Annotated in this window: 14 protein-coding genes and 1 pseudogene; 9 read left to right on the top strand and 6 right to left on the bottom strand. The window is 58.5% G+C overall.

Going from position 1 to position 16,785, the window contains the following annotated elements; genetic code table 11:
• Positions 1–62: 62 nt before the first annotated feature.
• Positions 63–404 carry a ribosome hibernation-promoting factor, HPF/YfiA family gene (hpf, locus tag BN1129_RS04090; protein ID WP_042034639.1) on the bottom strand — a complete coding sequence of 114 codons (342 nt, stop codon included), beginning with the start codon at positions 402–404 and terminating at the stop codon, positions 63–65.
• 371 nt (positions 405–775) lie between these two features.
• On the opposite strand from hpf, the gene BN1129_RS04085 reads away from it, so the two are divergent.
• The 5 genes from BN1129_RS04085 to yciA all read left to right on the top strand — a co-directional run bounded on the left by BN1129_RS04085 (position 776) and on the right by yciA (position 8,069).
• On the top strand, positions 776–3,283 hold the full coding sequence (locus tag BN1129_RS04085) for a putative bifunctional diguanylate cyclase/phosphodiesterase (RefSeq protein ID WP_042034638.1): 2,508 nt from the start codon (positions 776–778) through the stop codon (positions 3,281–3,283).
• Between the two features lie 82 nt (positions 3,284–3,365).
• Positions 3,366–5,282: a transglycosylase SLT domain-containing protein gene (locus BN1129_RS04080; protein WP_042034658.1), complete on the top strand. Its 1,917-nt coding sequence runs from the start codon at positions 3,366–3,368 to the stop codon at positions 5,280–5,282.
• 179 nt (positions 5,283–5,461) lie between these two features.
• Positions 5,462–6,460, top strand: coding sequence for a LacI family DNA-binding transcriptional regulator (locus tag BN1129_RS04075; protein ID WP_042034637.1), 999 nt, complete (start codon positions 5,462–5,464; stop codon positions 6,458–6,460).
• Positions 6,461–6,720: 260 nt separating this feature from the next.
• Positions 6,721–7,533 (top strand): NAD-dependent epimerase/dehydratase family protein, encoded by an 813-nt coding sequence (locus BN1129_RS04070; RefSeq protein WP_042034636.1) that lies wholly within the window; start codon positions 6,721–6,723, stop codon positions 7,531–7,533.
• A 137-nt stretch (positions 7,534–7,670) separates the two neighbouring features.
• Positions 7,671–8,069: an acyl-CoA thioester hydrolase YciA gene (gene yciA / locus BN1129_RS04065; protein ID WP_084204563.1), complete on the top strand. Its 399-nt coding sequence runs from the start codon at positions 7,671–7,673 to the stop codon at positions 8,067–8,069.
• Between the two features lie 6 nt (positions 8,070–8,075).
• Here yciA and BN1129_RS04060 read toward each other — a convergent pair whose 3' ends face one another.
• Entirely contained in the window at positions 8,076–8,300 is a 225-nt protein-coding gene (locus BN1129_RS04060; protein WP_042034633.1) for a hypothetical protein, read from the bottom strand.
• A 110-nt stretch (positions 8,301–8,410) separates the two neighbouring features.
• On the opposite strand from BN1129_RS04060, the gene BN1129_RS04055 reads away from it, so the two are divergent.
• Complete coding sequence (locus tag BN1129_RS04055) at positions 8,411–9,256, top strand: endonuclease/exonuclease/phosphatase family protein (RefSeq protein WP_042034632.1); 846 nt, start codon at positions 8,411–8,413, stop codon at positions 9,254–9,256.
• Positions 9,257–9,324: 68 nt separating this feature from the next.
• Here BN1129_RS04055 and BN1129_RS04050 read toward each other — a convergent pair.
• A pseudogene (locus BN1129_RS04050) lies at positions 9,325–10,876 on the bottom strand (lytic transglycosylase).
• A gap of 69 nt (positions 10,877–10,945) precedes the next feature.
• On the bottom strand, positions 10,946–11,710 hold the full coding sequence (gene gloB, locus BN1129_RS04045) for a hydroxyacylglutathione hydrolase (protein ID WP_042034631.1): 765 nt from the start codon (positions 11,708–11,710) through the stop codon (positions 10,946–10,948).
• Between the two features lie 71 nt (positions 11,711–11,781).
• Between gloB and BN1129_RS04040 the strand changes: the two genes are divergently transcribed.
• The gene (locus BN1129_RS04040) at positions 11,782–12,504 is read left to right on the top strand and encodes a class I SAM-dependent methyltransferase (RefSeq protein WP_042034630.1); all 723 of its coding nucleotides are present in this window, start codon (positions 11,782–11,784) and stop codon (positions 12,502–12,504) included.
• Between the two features lie 68 nt (positions 12,505–12,572).
• Here the strand turns inward: BN1129_RS04040 and rnhA are convergent, their stop codons facing one another.
• A complete protein-coding gene (gene rnhA, locus BN1129_RS04035; protein WP_042034629.1) occupies positions 12,573–13,037 on the bottom strand; it encodes a ribonuclease HI in 465 nt (154 codons plus the stop codon).
• A 75-nt stretch (positions 13,038–13,112) separates the two neighbouring features.
• On the opposite strand from rnhA, the gene dnaQ reads away from it, so the two are divergent.
• A complete protein-coding gene (gene dnaQ, locus BN1129_RS04030) occupies positions 13,113–13,847 on the top strand; it encodes a DNA polymerase III subunit epsilon (RefSeq protein ID WP_042034628.1) in 735 nt (244 codons plus the stop codon).
• The gene (locus BN1129_RS04025) at positions 13,844–15,100 is read left to right on the top strand and encodes a TIGR03503 family protein (RefSeq protein WP_042034627.1); all 1,257 of its coding nucleotides are present in this window, start codon (positions 13,844–13,846) and stop codon (positions 15,098–15,100) included. The genes dnaQ and BN1129_RS04025 overlap by 4 nt, the downstream gene beginning before the upstream one ends.
• Before the next feature lie 81 nt (positions 15,101–15,181).
• On the opposite strand, the gene BN1129_RS04020 is transcribed toward BN1129_RS04025, so the two are convergent.
• The gene (locus BN1129_RS04020) at positions 15,182–16,699 is read right to left on the bottom strand and encodes an HD domain-containing phosphohydrolase (RefSeq protein ID WP_042034626.1); all 1,518 of its coding nucleotides are present in this window, start codon (positions 16,697–16,699) and stop codon (positions 15,182–15,184) included.
• Between the last annotated feature and the right edge of the window lie 86 nt (positions 16,700–16,785).

The following is a 16,785-nucleotide window of genomic DNA, read 5'->3' as shown; positions in this document are numbered from 1 at the left end:
TTAACTGACTGGCATTAGGGAAGATCCCGCCTTTTTGTTTGATTCGTGCGATGTGCTGCAGGTTATGCGTCGGCTTCATCCACTTGGGGTACGACTTCCTTGGTACTGGCGGCCGCACGACGGGCGATGGGCTTCTCGATGTGTCGGTTGAGCTGACGTTCCAGCTTTTGCCCCAGTTCGGTGATGGCGGCGTACATATCCTCGTGTTCTGCCTGTGCAAACAGTTTGCCGTTGGGGATGCCAGCACTGGCTTCAACGATAAACATCAGGCGCTCTTTGGAGACAATCACATGGGGGGTGATAAGAGGCACCTGAAGACGTTCGAGCTTTTCAAAGCGGGATTCAATGCGCTCGCGGATAGCCGGGGTGATGTCGATGATTTTGCTGGTAATTTCGATTTTCATATTGGCCCCCTTCGGGTCGTCTTGCTTGTGTCTTCACCTTCAGAGTACTCATGGCAGAATATTGAAATGTGATCTTTGTCACGAAATGAATCCTTTACTATCACGCGACTTATAAATTGTGATCTTTTCCCGTTCTGCGTCAAAAAGCACTTGAGCTCCATGAAACTGGCAGGCAGTATGGGAAACTTGGATCGTTTCTGTCCCCCCTTGGCAGCGCCGCATGTCGACCTCATGTCCGGTTTTCACCGCATAGTCTCGCTTCTTTCGCACTCCTCACCTATCGCGCTATGCCCGTAGTGCGAGAGGGTATTGTGTGGCTCTATCAAGTTGTCAGGGTATTGAACGTGGTTGTCGTGGTGTTGGAGTAGTAGATGAAACAGCAGGGCACTCAGATGATGTGGTTTTATGATCGGCAACATGAGCAGTGGAGCCTGTCCGATCATGCCTCTTACCAGTTATGGCAAGGGGAGGGGGCACATCCCTGGGCCGGTCAGCTGGCCGTGGACGATGAACCCGGCTTCTCTGATTTTCTCTCCAGACTCTACCACTCACGCCAGCCAGCCCAGTTCATCGGTCACCTGATGGACGAGCATGGCGAGGTGCGCCATGTGCTCTGGAGCGGCCAGTACGTCTCTGCCCAGCAAGTATGCTGTGGCTGGCTGGCCCCGCTGGATACCACCCGCAGTACGCCTGAACTGTCCCAGCAGCTCCCCCTGTTGCAAGATCCCCTGCTGGCCCAGCTGGCCCAAGCGCTGTCGGCCAGAACCGGGCTCGACTTTTTCGATACCCTGATCAACCAACTCGCCCATATCCTGGTCGCGGATGCGGTATGGCTGGCAGAGCGCACCAGCAGCGACCGCCTCAAGGTACTGGCCTGTCACGGTATCGACCTCAAAGAGTACGAACTCGCGGGCATGCCCTGCCAGCAGCTCTATCGGCGTGGTGAGGCCTGCGTGGTCACCATCGAGGCCGATTGCCAGCTTAATCCGCAGTTGAAAGCGGGGCAGCGTTATTACGCCCAGCCGCTGTTTGACAGACAGGGTCAGATCCTGGGCCATCTGGCACTGCTCTTCTCTGGCGAGATCGAGATCCCCAACCTGGATTCAGTGCTGACCATTTTCTCTGTGCGCATGGTGGCCGAGCTGGAGCGGTTGCAGAGCGATGCCCAGCTGCGGCTCTCTGCGGTGGCCTTCGAAACCCACGAGGGCATCATCATCACGGATCCCGACTTCAAGATTTTGCGGGTCAACCATGCCTTTAGCCAGATCAGCGGCTTTGACAGTCAGCGGGTGATTGGGCTGCATCTTGGCAATGACCTCTGGTCAGGGCTGGGGGGGCTGGGCTATGAGCTCAATACCTTGAGCCGCTGGCAGGGAGAGACCCGGCGCCAGCACGTCGATGGTCACATCTATCCCCAGTGGGAAATCGTCACGCCCGTGCAGGATGACAAAGGGGTGATCAGCCACTTCGTCATCTGTTTCGAAGACATCTCGGAGCGCAAGGAGGCCGAACGTCGCATCCAGCATCTCGCCTACTACGACGAGCTGACCGGTCTGCCCAACCGCCGCCAGTTGCACGAGACCCTGGCTCAGGCGTTCCGCGAGGCAAGCCGCGATCACCTGATAGGGGCCCTGCTGTTCATCGATCTGGATCACTTCAAGACCATCAATGACTCCCTGGGTCATGCCACCGGCGACTGGCTGCTCAAGGAGGTGGCCACTCGCCTCAAACGGCTGGTACGCCAGGGGGATTGCCTGGCGAGGCTGGGTGGCGACGAATTCGTGCTGCTGCTGCCCTCGCTGTCGGCCAGCCCGCCCCAGGCGGAGATGCAGGCCGACATCATCACCGAGCGGCTCATCAGCGAGATCGCCGCCCCCTACACCCATGGCCAGCAGGTGCTGCACATAGGCGCCAGCGTCGGCATTACCCTCTTCCCCGGCCGTGGGCAGGGGGTGGACGATCTGCTCAAGCAGGCTGACACCGCCATGTATCAGGCCAAATCGGCGGGCCGCAAGACCCGCCGCTTCTTCGATGCCTCCATGCAGCAGCAGGCGGATCGTCGGCTACTCATTCACAACGAGCTGCGCAATGCCCTCAGCCAACAGGAGCTGACCCTCTACTACCAGCCGCAGCACATGGTAGAAGGGGGGGACATCATAGGGGTCGAGGCGCTGATCCGCTGGCAACCGCCGGGGCGGGCGCTGGTCTCTCCCGCCGAGTTCATTCCCATTGCCGAGGAGACGGATCTCATCGTTGACATCGGTAACTGGGTGCTGCACGAGGCGTGCGCCCAGTATGTGCTGTGGGAAGAGAACGGTATCCACATCCCCCAGCTCTCGGTCAATGTCAGTGCCAAGCAGTTCCATGCCAGCGACTTTGTCGAGCGCATTCATGATGTGCTGGCCGCCACCGGCATGGATCCCGCCTGCCTGAATCTGGAGATCACCGAATCCGTGGTGCTCGGCCATGCGGAAGATACCATCAGCAAGATGAGCGAGCTCAAGGTGCTCGGCATCAGTTTCGCCATCGATGATTTCGGCGCCGGTTACTCCTCCCTGAGTTACTTGAAACGGCTGCCGGCCGATGAACTCAAGATAGATCGCTCCTTCATCCAGGACATTCCCAAGGATGGCGACAACATGGCCATCGTCGAGGCCGTTATCGCCATGGCTCGCCACATGGGGTTCAACGTGACGGCAGAAGGCGTGGAGTCACGCCAGCAGCTGGAGTTTTTGCAGGCACAGGGCTGCCATTTCTATCAGGGGTATCTGGCCTCCAAGCCGTTGCCAGTGCCTTATCTGGAACGTTATGTCAAACGTCTTACCCGCAGTGATGGCGTTGTTTCAGGCGCGAAAAATAGTGTGGTGAGCGAGCTGTAGCCCTTCACGTTAACGAGTAGAATGAGTGCACGACACCACCGCCAACGGGCGGTGGTATTACTGCGCAATGGAGACGTCTTTGGTGAAAGCCCTGCAGGGAATCATATTATCGGCGCTGTTCGTGCCCGGACTTCTGATGCAAGTCGCAGCACAGACTATGGATCAGTCCCTCTATCGTCAGGCCCATGAGGCAGTAAGAGCCAACGATCAGGCCCGTTTCCAGCAAATTCGCGCCCGTTTGACCCATTATCCTTTGTTGCCCTATCTGGATTACTACCAGCTGGCCTTCCGGCCCGGGGCGGCAGACTATGACAAGGTTGTCAGCTTCATTCGCGATCACGGTGACACGCCCCAATCCAACCGGCTGGAACGCAGTTACCTCACCTATCTGGCCCAGAGTCAGCAGTGGTCCCAGTTCCTGCGTTTCTACCCGGCCAAGCCGAGCTCCACCGATCTGCTCTGCATGCACTATCAGGCGCGCTACTACACGGGGCAGCAGACTCAGGCCTTGCAGGAGGCGGGCAAGCTCTGGTTGAGCGGCCAATCCCGTCCCGATGCCTGTACCCCTTTGTTCCAGCTCTGGCAGCAGGCCGGATTGCGTACCCAGGAGAAGGTCTGGACCCGCATGACCTTGGCGTTTGAAGCGGAAAACCCCAACCTGATACGCCATCTGGGCGCCCAACTTGGCAGCGGCATGCGGCCTTACGCCGATCAGATGATCGCCTTGTTCGAGCAGCCCGCCAAGGCGATGAACCCGGCCTATTTTTCCACCACAGCCCCCTCAAAGCGGCTGTTGCTGCTGGGCTTGGCCCGTTATGCCAATCAGCAGCCCGAATCCGTGCTGGGCCAATTGCCCACGATGCGCACGCGCTTCGGGTTGACCACCACAGAGCTGGAGCCGGTGGAGCGGGCCGTGGCCCGTCGCCTGCTGTTGGCGCGATCCACTTCCCAGCGCAGTTGGGTGGATGCCACTGTCGTGCGGCTGGCCGATCCCGATCTGCTGGAGCTGCGTGCCCGGCTCGCCATCTGGGAGCAGGACTGGCACGGGCTCTCCGGCTGGGTGAAGCGCATGCCGATGGCGTTGCAGAAAGAGGATCGCTGGCGTTACTGGCTGGCGCGCTCGCTGGAAGTACAGGGGCAAAAGAAACCGGCGTGGGATCTCTATCTGGAAACGGCCAACTTGCGCGGTTTCTATGGTTTCATGGCCGCTCAGCGCACGGGGGTGCCATATCGGATCAAGAACCAGAGCGCCGGCACCAAGGTACCCGACTGGCGTACTGCAACTCAGCATTGGCCCTTCTTGCTGCGGGTGCGTGAGCTGCTGGATATGAATGAAATCACGGCGGCGCGCGCTGAGTGGGTCCACAACATGGATCGCAACCCGGTGGCCCAGCGTATCGAGTTTGGCCACATAGCGCTCAATCAGGGATGGCATGAGCTGGCTATTCTGGCCAGCATCCGTGCCGAAGCCTGGGATGCGATCGAGTTGCGTTTCCCCAAACCCTACAAGCAGACCTTCAGCCAGATGGCGCGGGAGCGCTCGGTGGATATGAGCTTGCTCTATGCGGTATCGCGCCAGGAGAGCGCCCTCTATCCGCGGGCAGAATCGCCGGTGGGTGCGCGTGGTCTGATGCAACTGATGCCAGCCACCGCCAAGGAGACCGCCAGCAAGTTGGGGGTGCCCTATCGTAACGAGCAGCAGCTGTTCGATCCCGCCATGAACATCCGCCTTGGCAGCGCCTATCTCAAGCGGCTGCTGGATGTGTATGACGGTAATCGCATTCTGGCGACGGCGGCTTACAATGCCGGACCTGGCCGGGTCAAACGCTGGCGCGATCAGAGCACTGACAAGCCAATGGATGTCTGGGTCGAGAGCATCCCCTACAAGGAGACGCGCAACTACGTGCAGAACGTGCTGTCGTTCGATCTCATCTATCAGCACAAACTGCAACAACCGCTGCGCTTCATGTCCGAACGCGAGCTGAGTCACGCTTATTGAGATGGCAGCCGCGGCGGCGGCTGCCCAATTCCCTTTCCTCCCCCAAAATGGTTATTATCCCATAAGGTTTTGTGACAAAAGGAAGCCTGTCAGGTGATCGGGCGCCATGTCTTGGTCTGACAGGCTCGATATCATCGCCCGATCAACACAGACCGGCTTCCCCAACAAAGGAATTGATAGTGGCAACGATTAAAGACGTTTCTCGGTTGGCTAATGTGTCCATTTCAACTGTGTCGCGGGTGATCAACAACACGGCTCAGGTGGCACCAGAAAAGCGTGAGGCCGTATTGGCGGCCATGAAGGAACTGAATTTTCGTCCCAACAGTTTTGCCCAAGCGCTGGTCAGTAAGCGGTCCAACTGCATCGGCGTTCTGGTGGGGGACCTGTGTGGTGGCCCCTTCTTCGCCCAGATGATGCGCGGCATCGAGACCATGGTCGACAAGGCGGACAAGTTCACCATCGTCATGTCCGGCAACCACGATGCGGTGCGCGAGCGTCATGCCATCCAGGCGCTGCTGCAGCGTCAGTGCGATGCGCTGATCCTGCACAGCAAGGCGCTGCCCGACGAGGAGCTGAGCGAGCTGGTGGCCGGTAATACCCCTATCGTCTTCATCAACCGCCAGGTGCCGGGTGCCGAGGATCGTTGTGTCTGGCTGGATAACCAGGCAGGCATCACCACCGCCTGCCAGCATCTACTGGATGCGGGTCACCGCAAGATTGCCTTCGTGACCTCGGATGACGAACAGTTCGTCGACGGTCAGCAGCGGATGGCGGGCTACCGTTACGCTCTGCAGCGGGCCGGCTTGGCGCTGGATCCTGCCTTGATTGGGCGAGCCTTCGCCGATGAGAATGGCGGTTATGTAGCCATGGGTGAGCTGCTGGAGCGAGGCGTCGAGTTTACCGCCGTGCTCGGTTTCAACGATGCCATGGTGGCGGGGGCCATCTCCTGCCTGCTGGAGCGGGGCTACAAGATACCGCAGCAGATCTCTGTGGTGGGTTTCGATGACATCCCCTACGCCCGTTACATCTACCCCAAACTCACCACAGTACGTTATCCCATCGAGGAGATGGGCGGCCGGGCGGCGGAGCTGGCCCTGCGCCTGCTCGATCACAAGCCGGTCGACGGGCTTGTGCTCAAGTTCGAAGCCGAGCTGGTCAGACGCGAATCCGTCGCCTGACGAGACAGAATTGGCCCTGAATGGGCCAATTCTTCGTCGATGCGTAGCCCAAAAATTGAAAGCGTTTTCAGAAAACCTTTTCAACTGTGATCCGCTTCAAAGCTTTTTGGCCAGCCTGCCACTAGCATAGGCCCCACGAATTAGGAGCCTGCGCTCCCGATTTTCCCGCTGTGGGAGGTAACTGGTCAATCCAGCTATTTCCTTCGTTACTTTCGACGGTCATCATGGATGACCGTTTTTTTTTGTCAGGATTTTTGCCAATGACCACAAAATGTATACAGCAGACGGGGATAGTGGGGGCGGGTTGGCTGGGGCTGCCGTTGGCTCGGGCGCTGCAGGCGCAAGGCAAGGCGGTGGTGGTGACGGTCAGCTCGGCCGAGAAGGCCATCCGTCTGACGGCCGAAGGGGTGCCGGCCTGGCCGCTGCAACTGTCGGTCCAGCTGGAGGCACTGCCGTTTCAGTGTCGCGAGCTGGTGATCTGCGTGCCACCGAGCAAGACGGAGGATTACCCTGAGGCCATCGCCCGCCTGTGCCAGCTGGCAAAAGCTACGGGTGTGCAGCGGGTACTGTTCGTGGGCGCCACCTCTGTATGGGCGCCGGGGCAAAGGGAGGATGAACCGCCTGCCCCTGCCCACGCTCGTGGTATGCGGATGCTGGCCGCCGAGCAGGCGGTACTGGACGCAGGTATGGAGTGTGCCATGGTACTGCGCCCGGCCGGCTTATATGGTCCGGAGCGCCATCCCGGGCGTTTCCTGGCGGGCAAGACCCTGGAAGGGGGGGGGCAGGCGGTGAACCTGGTGCATCTGGATGATGTGGTGGCCGCTTGCCAGCTGATGCTGGCGCAAGGCGAGAACCGGGATGCCTACAACCTGAGCGCCCCCGTTCATCCGCGCCGCGAGCAATTTTATCCCTTTGCGGCCCGCCAGCTCGGCTTGCCGGCCCCCGTCTTCATCGAGCCTGCCGGGATCTTTGCCCCGGTCGAGGGCAGCCTCATCTGTCAGCGCCTCGGTTTTGCCTATCGCTGGCCCGATCCGGCCCACTGGTTTGCCGAGCTGGCCGCACGGGGCAACTGAGGTACGTCTGGCCTGCTCACGGAGCGTCTCCCGCGCGGTGGTATGCAGCGCCAGGGCTGGGTCCGTGGGGTAATTGAGGTTTGCCAAGGCGGGGCTCGCCCCCTATCATGCCGCCATCCATGATAGAGAGAGCGGTAATGATGGTAGATACAAAACGTCACCCTGACGGGGAGCTGTTGCTGAGAACCCTGGCGATGCCAGCCGATACCAACCCCAACGGCGATATTTTCGGGGGCTGGATCATGTCCCAGATGGATATAGGTGGGGGCATCATGGCCAAGGAGCTGGCAAAAGGACGTATTTGTACCGTTTCTGTCGAGGGCATGACCTTTCACAGCCCGGTGAAAGTCGGTGATGTGGTTTGTTGTTATGGGCGTTGTCTGAAGATTGGCCGCAGCTCCATGCGCCTTAAACTGGAGGTCTGGGTCAAGCCGGTGCTTCGTGCAAACGAAGCCCAGCGTTACTGTGTGACCGAGGGGATTTTCACCTACGTTGCCATCGACGATCAGGGCAAATCCCGCCCGGTTCCAGTCTGATCCGGCTCAGATAAGCCGGGCGTTGATGATGGATAATTCCTGCTCAAAGCCGGTTTTTTGCCGTATCATGCGTTCCAGCATCTCTTCCGAACCGACACAATGCTCACTGTCGAACAGGCAGAGATCGCATTGGGGATCCCGTCTGATCTGGTAGACGGTGGAAAGATCCACTTGATGACAATTTCCTTGTTGATCATAAAATGTCACGCGGTACTGGTACTGTCTCGCCATCGTTGAATTCCTTCTGGATGCGCCGGCCGGACACGATTCATGAGCCTAGTCGGTTGCGATGACATTTGTGATGGTCATGACACAATGCAGAGGCAGGTGGTTGTTAGCCAATGAAAAATAGTTATCGCATTCTGGGAACGTCGTTGCTGACGTTGGGGTTGGTCGGTTGTTTCGAGGTGCCGGATCAGGATCATATGGTGACGGCGCAGGGCATCATTCCCGGCGTCAATTGCCAGCAGCCGCCACTGGTGGCGCTGGCCTCCACCGCCTTGCCCCGCGAGTTTGGCGTCACTGTCTGGAACCTCTACAAGGGTCAACGTAAAAACTGGCGCGAGGGGTTGGACGAGTATGCTAAATCCCAGGATCTGGTGCTGCTGCAGGAGTCGGCGACCCACCCGGACATGCTGGAGTGGCTCAAGGCTGGTGAGTTCCAGTGGCAACAGTTGCAGGCGTTCACCCAGGGTGGCGTCTCGTTTGGCGTCATGACGGTCGCCAAAACGCCACAGGCCTTCGTCTGTGGCGTTCGTTCGCCAGAGCCTCTGCTACGCATTCCAAAGTCCGGTCTGGTCAGCCTGTACCCCTTGCAGGGCGATCCTGACGGTGTGCTGGTGGTGAACTTGCATGCGGTCAACTTCGAACTGGGCATGGCCACTTTTCGCGAGCAGCTCAATGATCTGACCGCCCTCATCCATCGCCATCAGGGACCTGTCATTCTGGCGGGGGATTTCAACACCTGGAGCGACAAGCGCGAATTCTGGCTGAACAAGCTGGTGGGCGAGCTGGGACTGCAGGAGGCCATCCCGGTGCCCGATCTGCGCCGTACCGCGTTCGGCCGTCCGCTGGATCACCTCTACTACCGCAATCTGGACCTGGTGGAAGTGAGCAGTCCGGCGACCGACGCCTCGGATCACAATCCCATCATTGCACGCTTCGCAGCCCAGGCTATTACTCCCTGATGGCCCTCGGCGCCGATAAAAAAACACCCCGCCAAGTGCGGGGTGTTTTTTTATAAAGTGACGGTCACTCAGCGGTTGTTCTTCACGAACAGGGTCAGCTCCTGAGCCGGCTTGAGGTCATCGCTCTTGCCGGGCTGATTCCAGCGCATCACATCCATCGCAGCGACCTGAAAGCGGGTGGCGATGGAGGGGAGTGAGTCACCCCGACCGACCAACCTGATAACCCATGGACTTGTTGCTGCTCTTGTCCTACTTGGTCCAGACCACCAGCTTCATGCCGGGTTTCAGGGCCGACTTGGTATCAAGACCATTCCACTTGGCCAGTTGATCATGAGTCACCCCGTGAGCCTGGCTGATGCTCCAGAGGTTGTCACCGGAACGTACCTTGTACTGGATCTTGCTGCCGCTGTGACTGGCAACCTGCTGCGACTTGCTCTGGGCTGCCTGGCGGGTGACTTGTTTGCTGCCACCGGTCGGAATCATCAGGGTTTGGCCACGGCGCAGGTTGTCGCCACGCAGGTTGTTGGCCAGTTTGAGCTGCTGCACGCTCACCCCGTTGTTCTGGGCGATGCGGGAGAGGGTATCGCCACTGGCTACCTGGTAGGAGCGGGTGCGGATACGCTCGCTCTGGGGCAGATCGGCCAGGGCCAGCTCCAGGGTGTCGGCATATTCGACCGGCACCAGCAGGCGATAAGGGCCCTGGGGAGAGGTCGACCAGCGGCTCAGGGCCGGATTGACCTCTTTCAACTGGGCCGGGCGCAGACCCGCCAGCTGGGCGGCCACGTTCAAATCGATCTGCCCCCCGGTGTTGACCACCCGCAGTTGAGGTTTGTTGGCCAGTACCGGCAGGGAGACATTGTATTTGTCCGCGTTGCGTATCATGTCCGCCATGGCCAGGATTTTGGGCACATACATGCGCGTTTCACGGGGCAGATCGAGGGACCAGTAGTCGGTTGGACGACCGGCCTTCTGATTGCGGACTATGGCATTGCGCACACGCCCTTCACCGGCATTGTAGGCGGCCAGGGTTTGCAGCCAGTCACCATCAAAGAAGCGGTTCAGGTACTCCAGATAATCCAGCGCAGCATGGGTGGAAGCCAGCACATCGCGGCGGCCGTCATACCAGTTGTCGTGGCGCAGGCCGAAGTTCTTGCCGGTCGCAGGGACGAATTGCCACAGCCCGACCGCATTGCTCCGGGAGCGGGCGTGGGGATCGAACATGCTCTCGATCATGGGGATGGTAATAAGCTCCATTGGCAGCTCACGCCGTTCGATTTCCTCTACCATCAGATACAGGTAGGGCTCAGCCCGGCTGGCAATGGTCGCCAGATGCTTATCATTGCGCAACAACCAATCACGCTGCTGGCGGACACGGTCGTTATCCTGTGGATCAAACTGCATATCCTCGCTGATACGCACCCACAGATTCTCGGTGTCATTCAGTTCGTCTATCTGTTCGTCACCGAACAAGAAGCGCGAAGAATGTTTTTTATACGCTTTTTTGTTGACTTGGGGGGACTTGATCGGCTCGATTGCCGTTAGCGCCCGGTCATCCTGATGGCTCAGGTTTTGGCAGCCGCTGAGAAACAGCGCCGTCAATAAGGCCGTTCGTACCTTCATCTCGCTCAGGTCATCTCTTGAAAAACAGCTGGCATCATAAGGGGCAATGGCCCCCTGATCAAGGTTTGTTCAAAAAACGTCCTTCCAGCTGCGTAGCACGGCGAAAGTATCCTCTGGATTTTCCAAGCATTTTAAGGCGTATTTCTCAGCAGAAAATTTCACAGAATCGTGCTCGCAACGCAGAAAAACGTTGAACTCACGTTCATCCCCCAGCCGGGAGGGGAGACTCGGAAGGCCCTGCTGACGCAGTTTGCTGATCAGCCCGATCCGCTGCTGGATCGCCCTGTTGTCAGGCTCGACCGCGTAGGCGAAACGCAGGTTGGAGAGGGTGTACTCATGGGCACAATAGATGAGGGTGTCGTCGGGCAGGGCGGCGAGCCGTTGCAGCGAGTCATGCATCTGGGCCGGGGTCCCCTCGAACAGGCGACCACAACCGGCGGAGAAGAGCGTATCACCACAGAACAGCATGCCATGGCCGTGGTAGGCGATGTGGCCACGGGTATGGCCGGGCACATGGATGACATCCAGACTCAGGCCATGCCAGTTGATCTGATCCCCGTCATCGAGCCACTGACCGTGGTGCTCGGGCATGGGATCATGTTTGGGGCCATATAGCCTTGCGTGAGGGAACTGGGTGAGCAGGGCAGTGACGCCGCCCACATGATCCTGGTGGTGGTGAGTCAGCAGGATGGCGTCGAGTTGCAGCTCCAGCGCTGCCAGCCGCTCCAGTACGGGGACCGCATCGCCCGGGTCGACCACCAGACAGTGATTATCGTGTCGGATCAACCAGATGTAGTTGTCGTTAAAGGCTGGAACTGTGATAACGGTATACATGAGTCTGCTTCTCTTTATGGAGGGTATCTTATATAACTGGATGGCGTTCGAACCCCAAGTTGAGCCCTATTATGCAGGTGGCACGTACCGAACAACAAATCGAGATCCCGACCAGCTGGTCGGCATTACCCATGGGGGACTGGGTGGCGGCCGAGATCCAGGAGCGGCTCGACAACTGGTGCCCACATCTGTTTGGTTATCATCTGCTTAAAGTCGGCGCCCTGAGCGCCGAGCTCTCCTGTGGCTGCTCTTCCATACGCCACCAGATAGGGGTGGCGACCAGTGGTCGGCTGCTGGATATCAAGGGCGATCCAGTGGCCTTGCCGGTGCGAACCGGCAGCGTGGACGCCTGTCTGCTCGCCCATTGCCTCGATTTCTCGCCCGACCCCCATCAGGTGCTGCGTGAAGCCGAACGTGTGCTGACCGACGATGGCTGGCTCATCGTCAGCGGTTATAACCCGCTCAGTCTGGTCGGTATCGGTCATTGTCTGCCTTTCCTGCGTCAACATCTGCCCTGGTCGGCTCGCATGTTCACCCCGGCGCGGGTCACCGACTGGTTGCACCTGCTTGGTTGCGAGGTGATGTTTGATGAGCGCTTTGGCTATTCGTTTATGGGCAAGCAGAGCCGGATTGGCTGGTGGCGGGAGAGTGTGGGGCGGGATTACTGCAGACCCTTTTCATCTGTCTATGTGATAGCGGCGCGCAAACGGCGTTTTCCACTCATCCCGGTGCGCCGTCGCTGGCGTTTGCCTGAGTCGATTGCGGCACCGGGCATGGCGCGTCAGGGCTGGTAACCCATACCCTCGACGAGCGACTCTCGACCTCTCGGGTCAAAGACGCTCGTCACCCCTTGAGAGAGGGATCAGGGTTGATAGCCGGTGTCTTCGGCGAGCTGCTTGCCACTGGCCGCATCTCGCGCCAGCTCATCGCAGCGTTCATTCTCGGGGTGACCCGAGTGTCCCTTGACCCAGAGCCACTCTATCTGATGGCGGGCCACTTCCGCATCTAGCGCCTTCCAGAGATCGACGTTCTTGACCGGCTGGCGGTTTGAGGTCATCCATCCCTTCTTTTTCCAGCCGATGATCCACTGGGTGATCCCCTGGCGCACATACTGGCTGTCGGTGGTGAGCCGTACCTGGCAGGCTGCATTGAGAGTGCGCAGCCCCATGATGGCGGCCATCAACTCCATCCGGTTATTGGTGGTCAGCCGAAAACCACCGGAAATCTCCTTGCGGTGATCGCCATAGACCAGAACAGCACCATAGCCACCCGGGCCAGGATTGCCTAGGCAGGAACCATCCGTGTATAAATCAATGTGTTTTAACATGAGCAATCGATCTTTTTTAGCATGAGTCTTGGGGTAAACTAGCGGGTAAGGCCGAAGTTTGACATAGATTGGATCATGAACACACCCCAACTGAATCGCCAGATCATTCTGGATACTGAAACCACAGGTATGAACACCGCCGGTGGCCCCATCTATCTGGGGCACCGCATCATAGAGATCGGCTGTGTGGAGGTGATCAACCGCAAGCTGACCGGTAATCACTACCACGTCTATATCAAGCCGGATCGGCTGGTGGATCCCGAGGCCATCCAGGTGCACGGCATCACGGATGCCTTCCTGGTCGACAAGCCCCCGTTCAGCCAGATCGCCAACGACTTCATCGAATTCATTCGTGGCGCCGAGCTTATCGCCCACAACGCGCCCTTTGACGTGAGCTTCATGGACTATGAGTTCGGCAAGCTCGGACTCAACTTCAAGACCAAGGATATCTGCAGCATCACAGATACCCTTGCGATGGCGCGGGATCTCTTCCCGGGCAAACGCAACAACCTGGATGTGTTGTGCGATCGCTACGGCATAGACAATTCCCACCGGACCTTGCACGGGGCCTTGCTCGATGCGGAGATCCTGGCCGACGTTTACCTGCTGATGACTGGTGGCCAGACCAAGCTGAACCTGGCCACCGAAAGCCAGGAGAACGAGCGCAACCAGGACACCAGCATCCGTCGATTGGAGAGCAACCGTCCACCACTCAAGGTAGTGCGTGCCGGTGCCGACATCGAAGCCGTGCACGAGGCGAGGCTGGATCTGGTCCAGAAGAAAGGAGGAGCCTGCCTGTGGCGGCAATGAGTAAGCTATGGAGTGGCCTGCTGCTGCTGACCTCACTGACGGTCACAGCCAACGAGGTGTTTGCCCCCTCTGACATTCCCCTGCTCGATAACCGCTTTCGCATCGATTACGGGGTGAAGGAGATCACTTTTATCGTGACGCGCAAGCTGGGCACCCCTTCGGTGATACTGGTGAGGCCCGATGGCAGCAAGCTGTATGTCGGTAAGGTAACCCCGCCCGATGTGGGCTGGCTGGCACTCAAGGATCAGGATCTCATCACCATCCGTGATCCCATGCCGGGCCCCTGGCAGGCCATCGGCGAGGTGGATCCTGAAAACAGGGTGCGGATCCTGTCGAATATCAAACTGGAAACCGATCTGCTGCCGACTCAGCTCTATCAGGGGGAAGTCGTCAAACTCAAGTCCTGGTTGCTGATCGACGATGCCCCGCCCAAAGAGGGTTACTACCTCACGGATCTCGGCATGACGGTGAAGCTGCAGCGCTTCAACGATACCCAGCAGCAGGGCGAGCCCATTCTGGATGAGCTACTTGGACATTATCGCGATGATGGCAAGGGGCTCGACGAGGTGCCTGGTGATGGCATCATGACCGCCAAGGCGGTATTGGATGTCCCGGCCGGCAAGTATAGAGCACTCTACAGCACCGGCAATCAGGTCTTCTCACGGGCCCGTCATCAGGATGTGCTGATCTACCCGCTACCGGTCGGTTATAGCTTGGCGGTGCCGTCAAAAGAGTACGGTGCCAGGCTCTCCTTCCTGATTGACAGCGATGAGCTGGATCCCGCCTCCGTGATCATCAAGGGCAAGGCTGCCAATACCGTAGGAGCCAGCATGGCGTTCAGCGCGGTGGCGACCGAGCCCAGAGTGGAGATCGATCTCTCCGCCATCAAGGAGGTTGGCCAGTATGATGTGACCGCCACCCTGTTCGGAACTACCCGCTTGGGCCGCGAGATCCAGGTCACTCTGCCGGCCAAGTCATTCAACATCTTGCCTGTGCTGGCGCAGCCCCCTTCAGCCGCGTCCGTTGCCTCAGCAGCCGTACCCATCCAGGTGAAATTTGAGGAGAAAGAGAGTCGCGGTTGGTTGCTCTGGTTGCTGGGCGGCGTCGGTATCCTGGTGGCTCTGCTCGGTGGGGTGGGGTTCATCCTGTTGAAAAAACGCCGGGCATTGCAAAAGGCGATGGCTGCGCAGAAGGCAGAAAATGAGGGAGCCAAATCCGAGGCCAAGCTGGACTTGAACCTGCCCGAGCAGTAAGAGTCTGCCTTGAATGACAAAGCCGCCCTGTTGAGGCGGCTTTGTCATTTGTGGCTGCTGGCCGGTTGGCGTGAGGGAGGATCAGTGATCCCCGACGTAGATATCCTTGTGCTGATCGCGGATCTTGAGGAACTTGTCCAGATTGGCCAGCATCAGATCCACCAGCTGGGGATCGAAGTGCTGCCCCTTTTCCTCTTCAATCAGCGCGAGCACCTTATCCAGCGGCCATGCCTTCTTATAGCAGCGATCCGATCCCAAGGCATCAAACACGTCGGCCAGCGCCACCACACGCCCCTCGAGCGGTATTGAATCGCCCTTGAGGCCACGGGGATAGCCGCTGCCATTCCATTTCTCATGGTGGTTGCCGGCTATGGTGGCGCCTATCTGGAACAGCGCCAGATCGCTGCCGGAGAGCATATCCTGCCCCAGTTGGGCGTGGGTCTTCATGATCTCCCACTCTTCCGGGGTCAGCTTACCCGGCTTGTGCAGTATGGCATCCGGGATCCCTACCTTGCCGATGTCGTGCAGGGGAGAGGCGCGTTTGATGAGCTCGCTCTGCTCTTCGCTCATACCGAGCAACAGGCAGAACAGCTCGGTGTAGAGGGCGACCCGCTTGACGTGCAGGCCAGACTCCTTGGAGCGGGTTTCCACCAGCTCCCCGATGCGGTAAATGATCTCGCGCTGGTTGTCGGCGATGACTTCGTTGAGCCGGATATTTTCCAGCGCCACTATGATGTTTTCAGTAAACAGGCTCAGCAGACCCGTGTCCATCTGGCTGAGATGGCGGGTCGTCTCGATATGAAACAGCAGGTGATGACGGGGATTCTGGCAGTAGAGCACCATCTGATTACCGTCATAGACGGTAGCCCGGTTGGCCATGGCCTGGCGCAATATCAGAGGGGCATCGACCAGCCGCACAGACGGATGGCCAGGCAGCAGTGGCTCCAGGATCTGATCCCGTACCTCGTAGGTAAACTGCTTTACATCATAGATCTGGGACTCTTCCTGATTGATCAGGGCATCGAGCTGCTCCTGAGCTCCTTCGACAAACTGGCGCAGTGACCGTTTCTCAAAGATCCCCTTGGAGGCTTCGATGACTTTCTCTAGTCCCTGACGATTGCTCTCCAGGGTACGTATATCGCGATATGAACGCAGGCTGGCCCGCAACAGGGTTCGCAGCTTCTGGGAGGTGAGCTCGGTCTTGTCCTTGTAATCGTTGATGTCGTAGTTGGTGACCACATCATCTTCCGGTGCCTGACCCGGTTGTCCGGTTCGCAACACTATGCGCACCATCTTGTTCTGCAGATCCTCGCGCACGAACTTGACCACATCGAGACCGGCGTGATCGACTTCCATTACGACGTCGAGCAGCAACAGGGCTACATCCGGGGTCTGGGCGAGCAACTCCTTGGCCTGTGCGGCTGAATAAGCATGCAAAAATTCAATGGGTTTGTTATCGAATTCAAACTTGCTCAGGGTGATCTTGGTGATGCGATGCACTTCGGGTTCATCGTCCACAATCATCACCTTCCATCCAGCCTGCTGGTTATCGAGAAGGGGCAGATCGTCATCGTCAATAATCAGGATTTGGTCATCCATCATGCAATCCTGTTTGGGATCCTGTGCTTACATTAACTGCTTCACTAAGGATAGGAAACTTATTGAGAAATAAAATTTGATCTATG

The sequence above is a fragment of the Aeromonas popoffii genome (assembly GCF_000820025.1).
Classification (GTDB): Bacteria; Pseudomonadota; Gammaproteobacteria; order Enterobacterales; family Aeromonadaceae; genus Aeromonas; species Aeromonas popoffii.
The sequence above is the reverse complement of the archived record's forward strand: the minus strand, read 5'-3'. Positions and strand labels throughout refer to the sequence as shown.

Excerpts from the sequence above, each read along its gene's own strand:
- hpf (WP_042034639.1), bottom strand. The coding sequence starts at position 404 with ATGAAAATCGAAATTACCAGCAAAATCATCGACATCACCCCGGCTATC.
- BN1129_RS04085 (WP_042034638.1), top strand. The coding sequence starts at position 776 with ATGAAACAGCAGGGCACTCAGATGATGTGGTTTTATGATCGGCAACAT.
- BN1129_RS04070 (WP_042034636.1), top strand. The coding sequence starts at position 6,721 with ATGACCACAAAATGTATACAGCAGACGGGGATAGTGGGGGCGGGTTGG.
- yciA (WP_084204563.1), top strand. The coding sequence starts at position 7,671 with ATGATGGTAGATACAAAACGTCACCCTGACGGGGAGCTGTTGCTGAGA.
- BN1129_RS04060 (WP_042034633.1), bottom strand. The coding sequence starts at position 8,300 with ATGGCGAGACAGTACCAGTACCGCGTGACATTTTATGATCAACAAGGA.
- BN1129_RS04055 (WP_042034632.1), top strand. The coding sequence starts at position 8,411 with ATGAAAAATAGTTATCGCATTCTGGGAACGTCGTTGCTGACGTTGGGG.
- gloB (WP_042034631.1), bottom strand. The coding sequence starts at position 11,710 with ATGTATACCGTTATCACAGTTCCAGCCTTTAACGACAACTACATCTGG.
- BN1129_RS04040 (WP_042034630.1), top strand. The coding sequence starts at position 11,782 with ATGCAGGTGGCACGTACCGAACAACAAATCGAGATCCCGACCAGCTGG.
- rnhA (WP_042034629.1), bottom strand. The coding sequence starts at position 13,037 with ATGTTAAAACACATTGATTTATACACGGATGGTTCCTGCCTAGGCAAT.
- dnaQ (WP_042034628.1), top strand. The coding sequence starts at position 13,113 with ATGAACACACCCCAACTGAATCGCCAGATCATTCTGGATACTGAAACC.
- BN1129_RS04025 (WP_042034627.1), top strand. The coding sequence starts at position 13,844 with ATGAGTAAGCTATGGAGTGGCCTGCTGCTGCTGACCTCACTGACGGTC.
- BN1129_RS04020 (WP_042034626.1), bottom strand. The coding sequence starts at position 16,699 with ATGGATGACCAAATCCTGATTATTGACGATGACGATCTGCCCCTTCTC.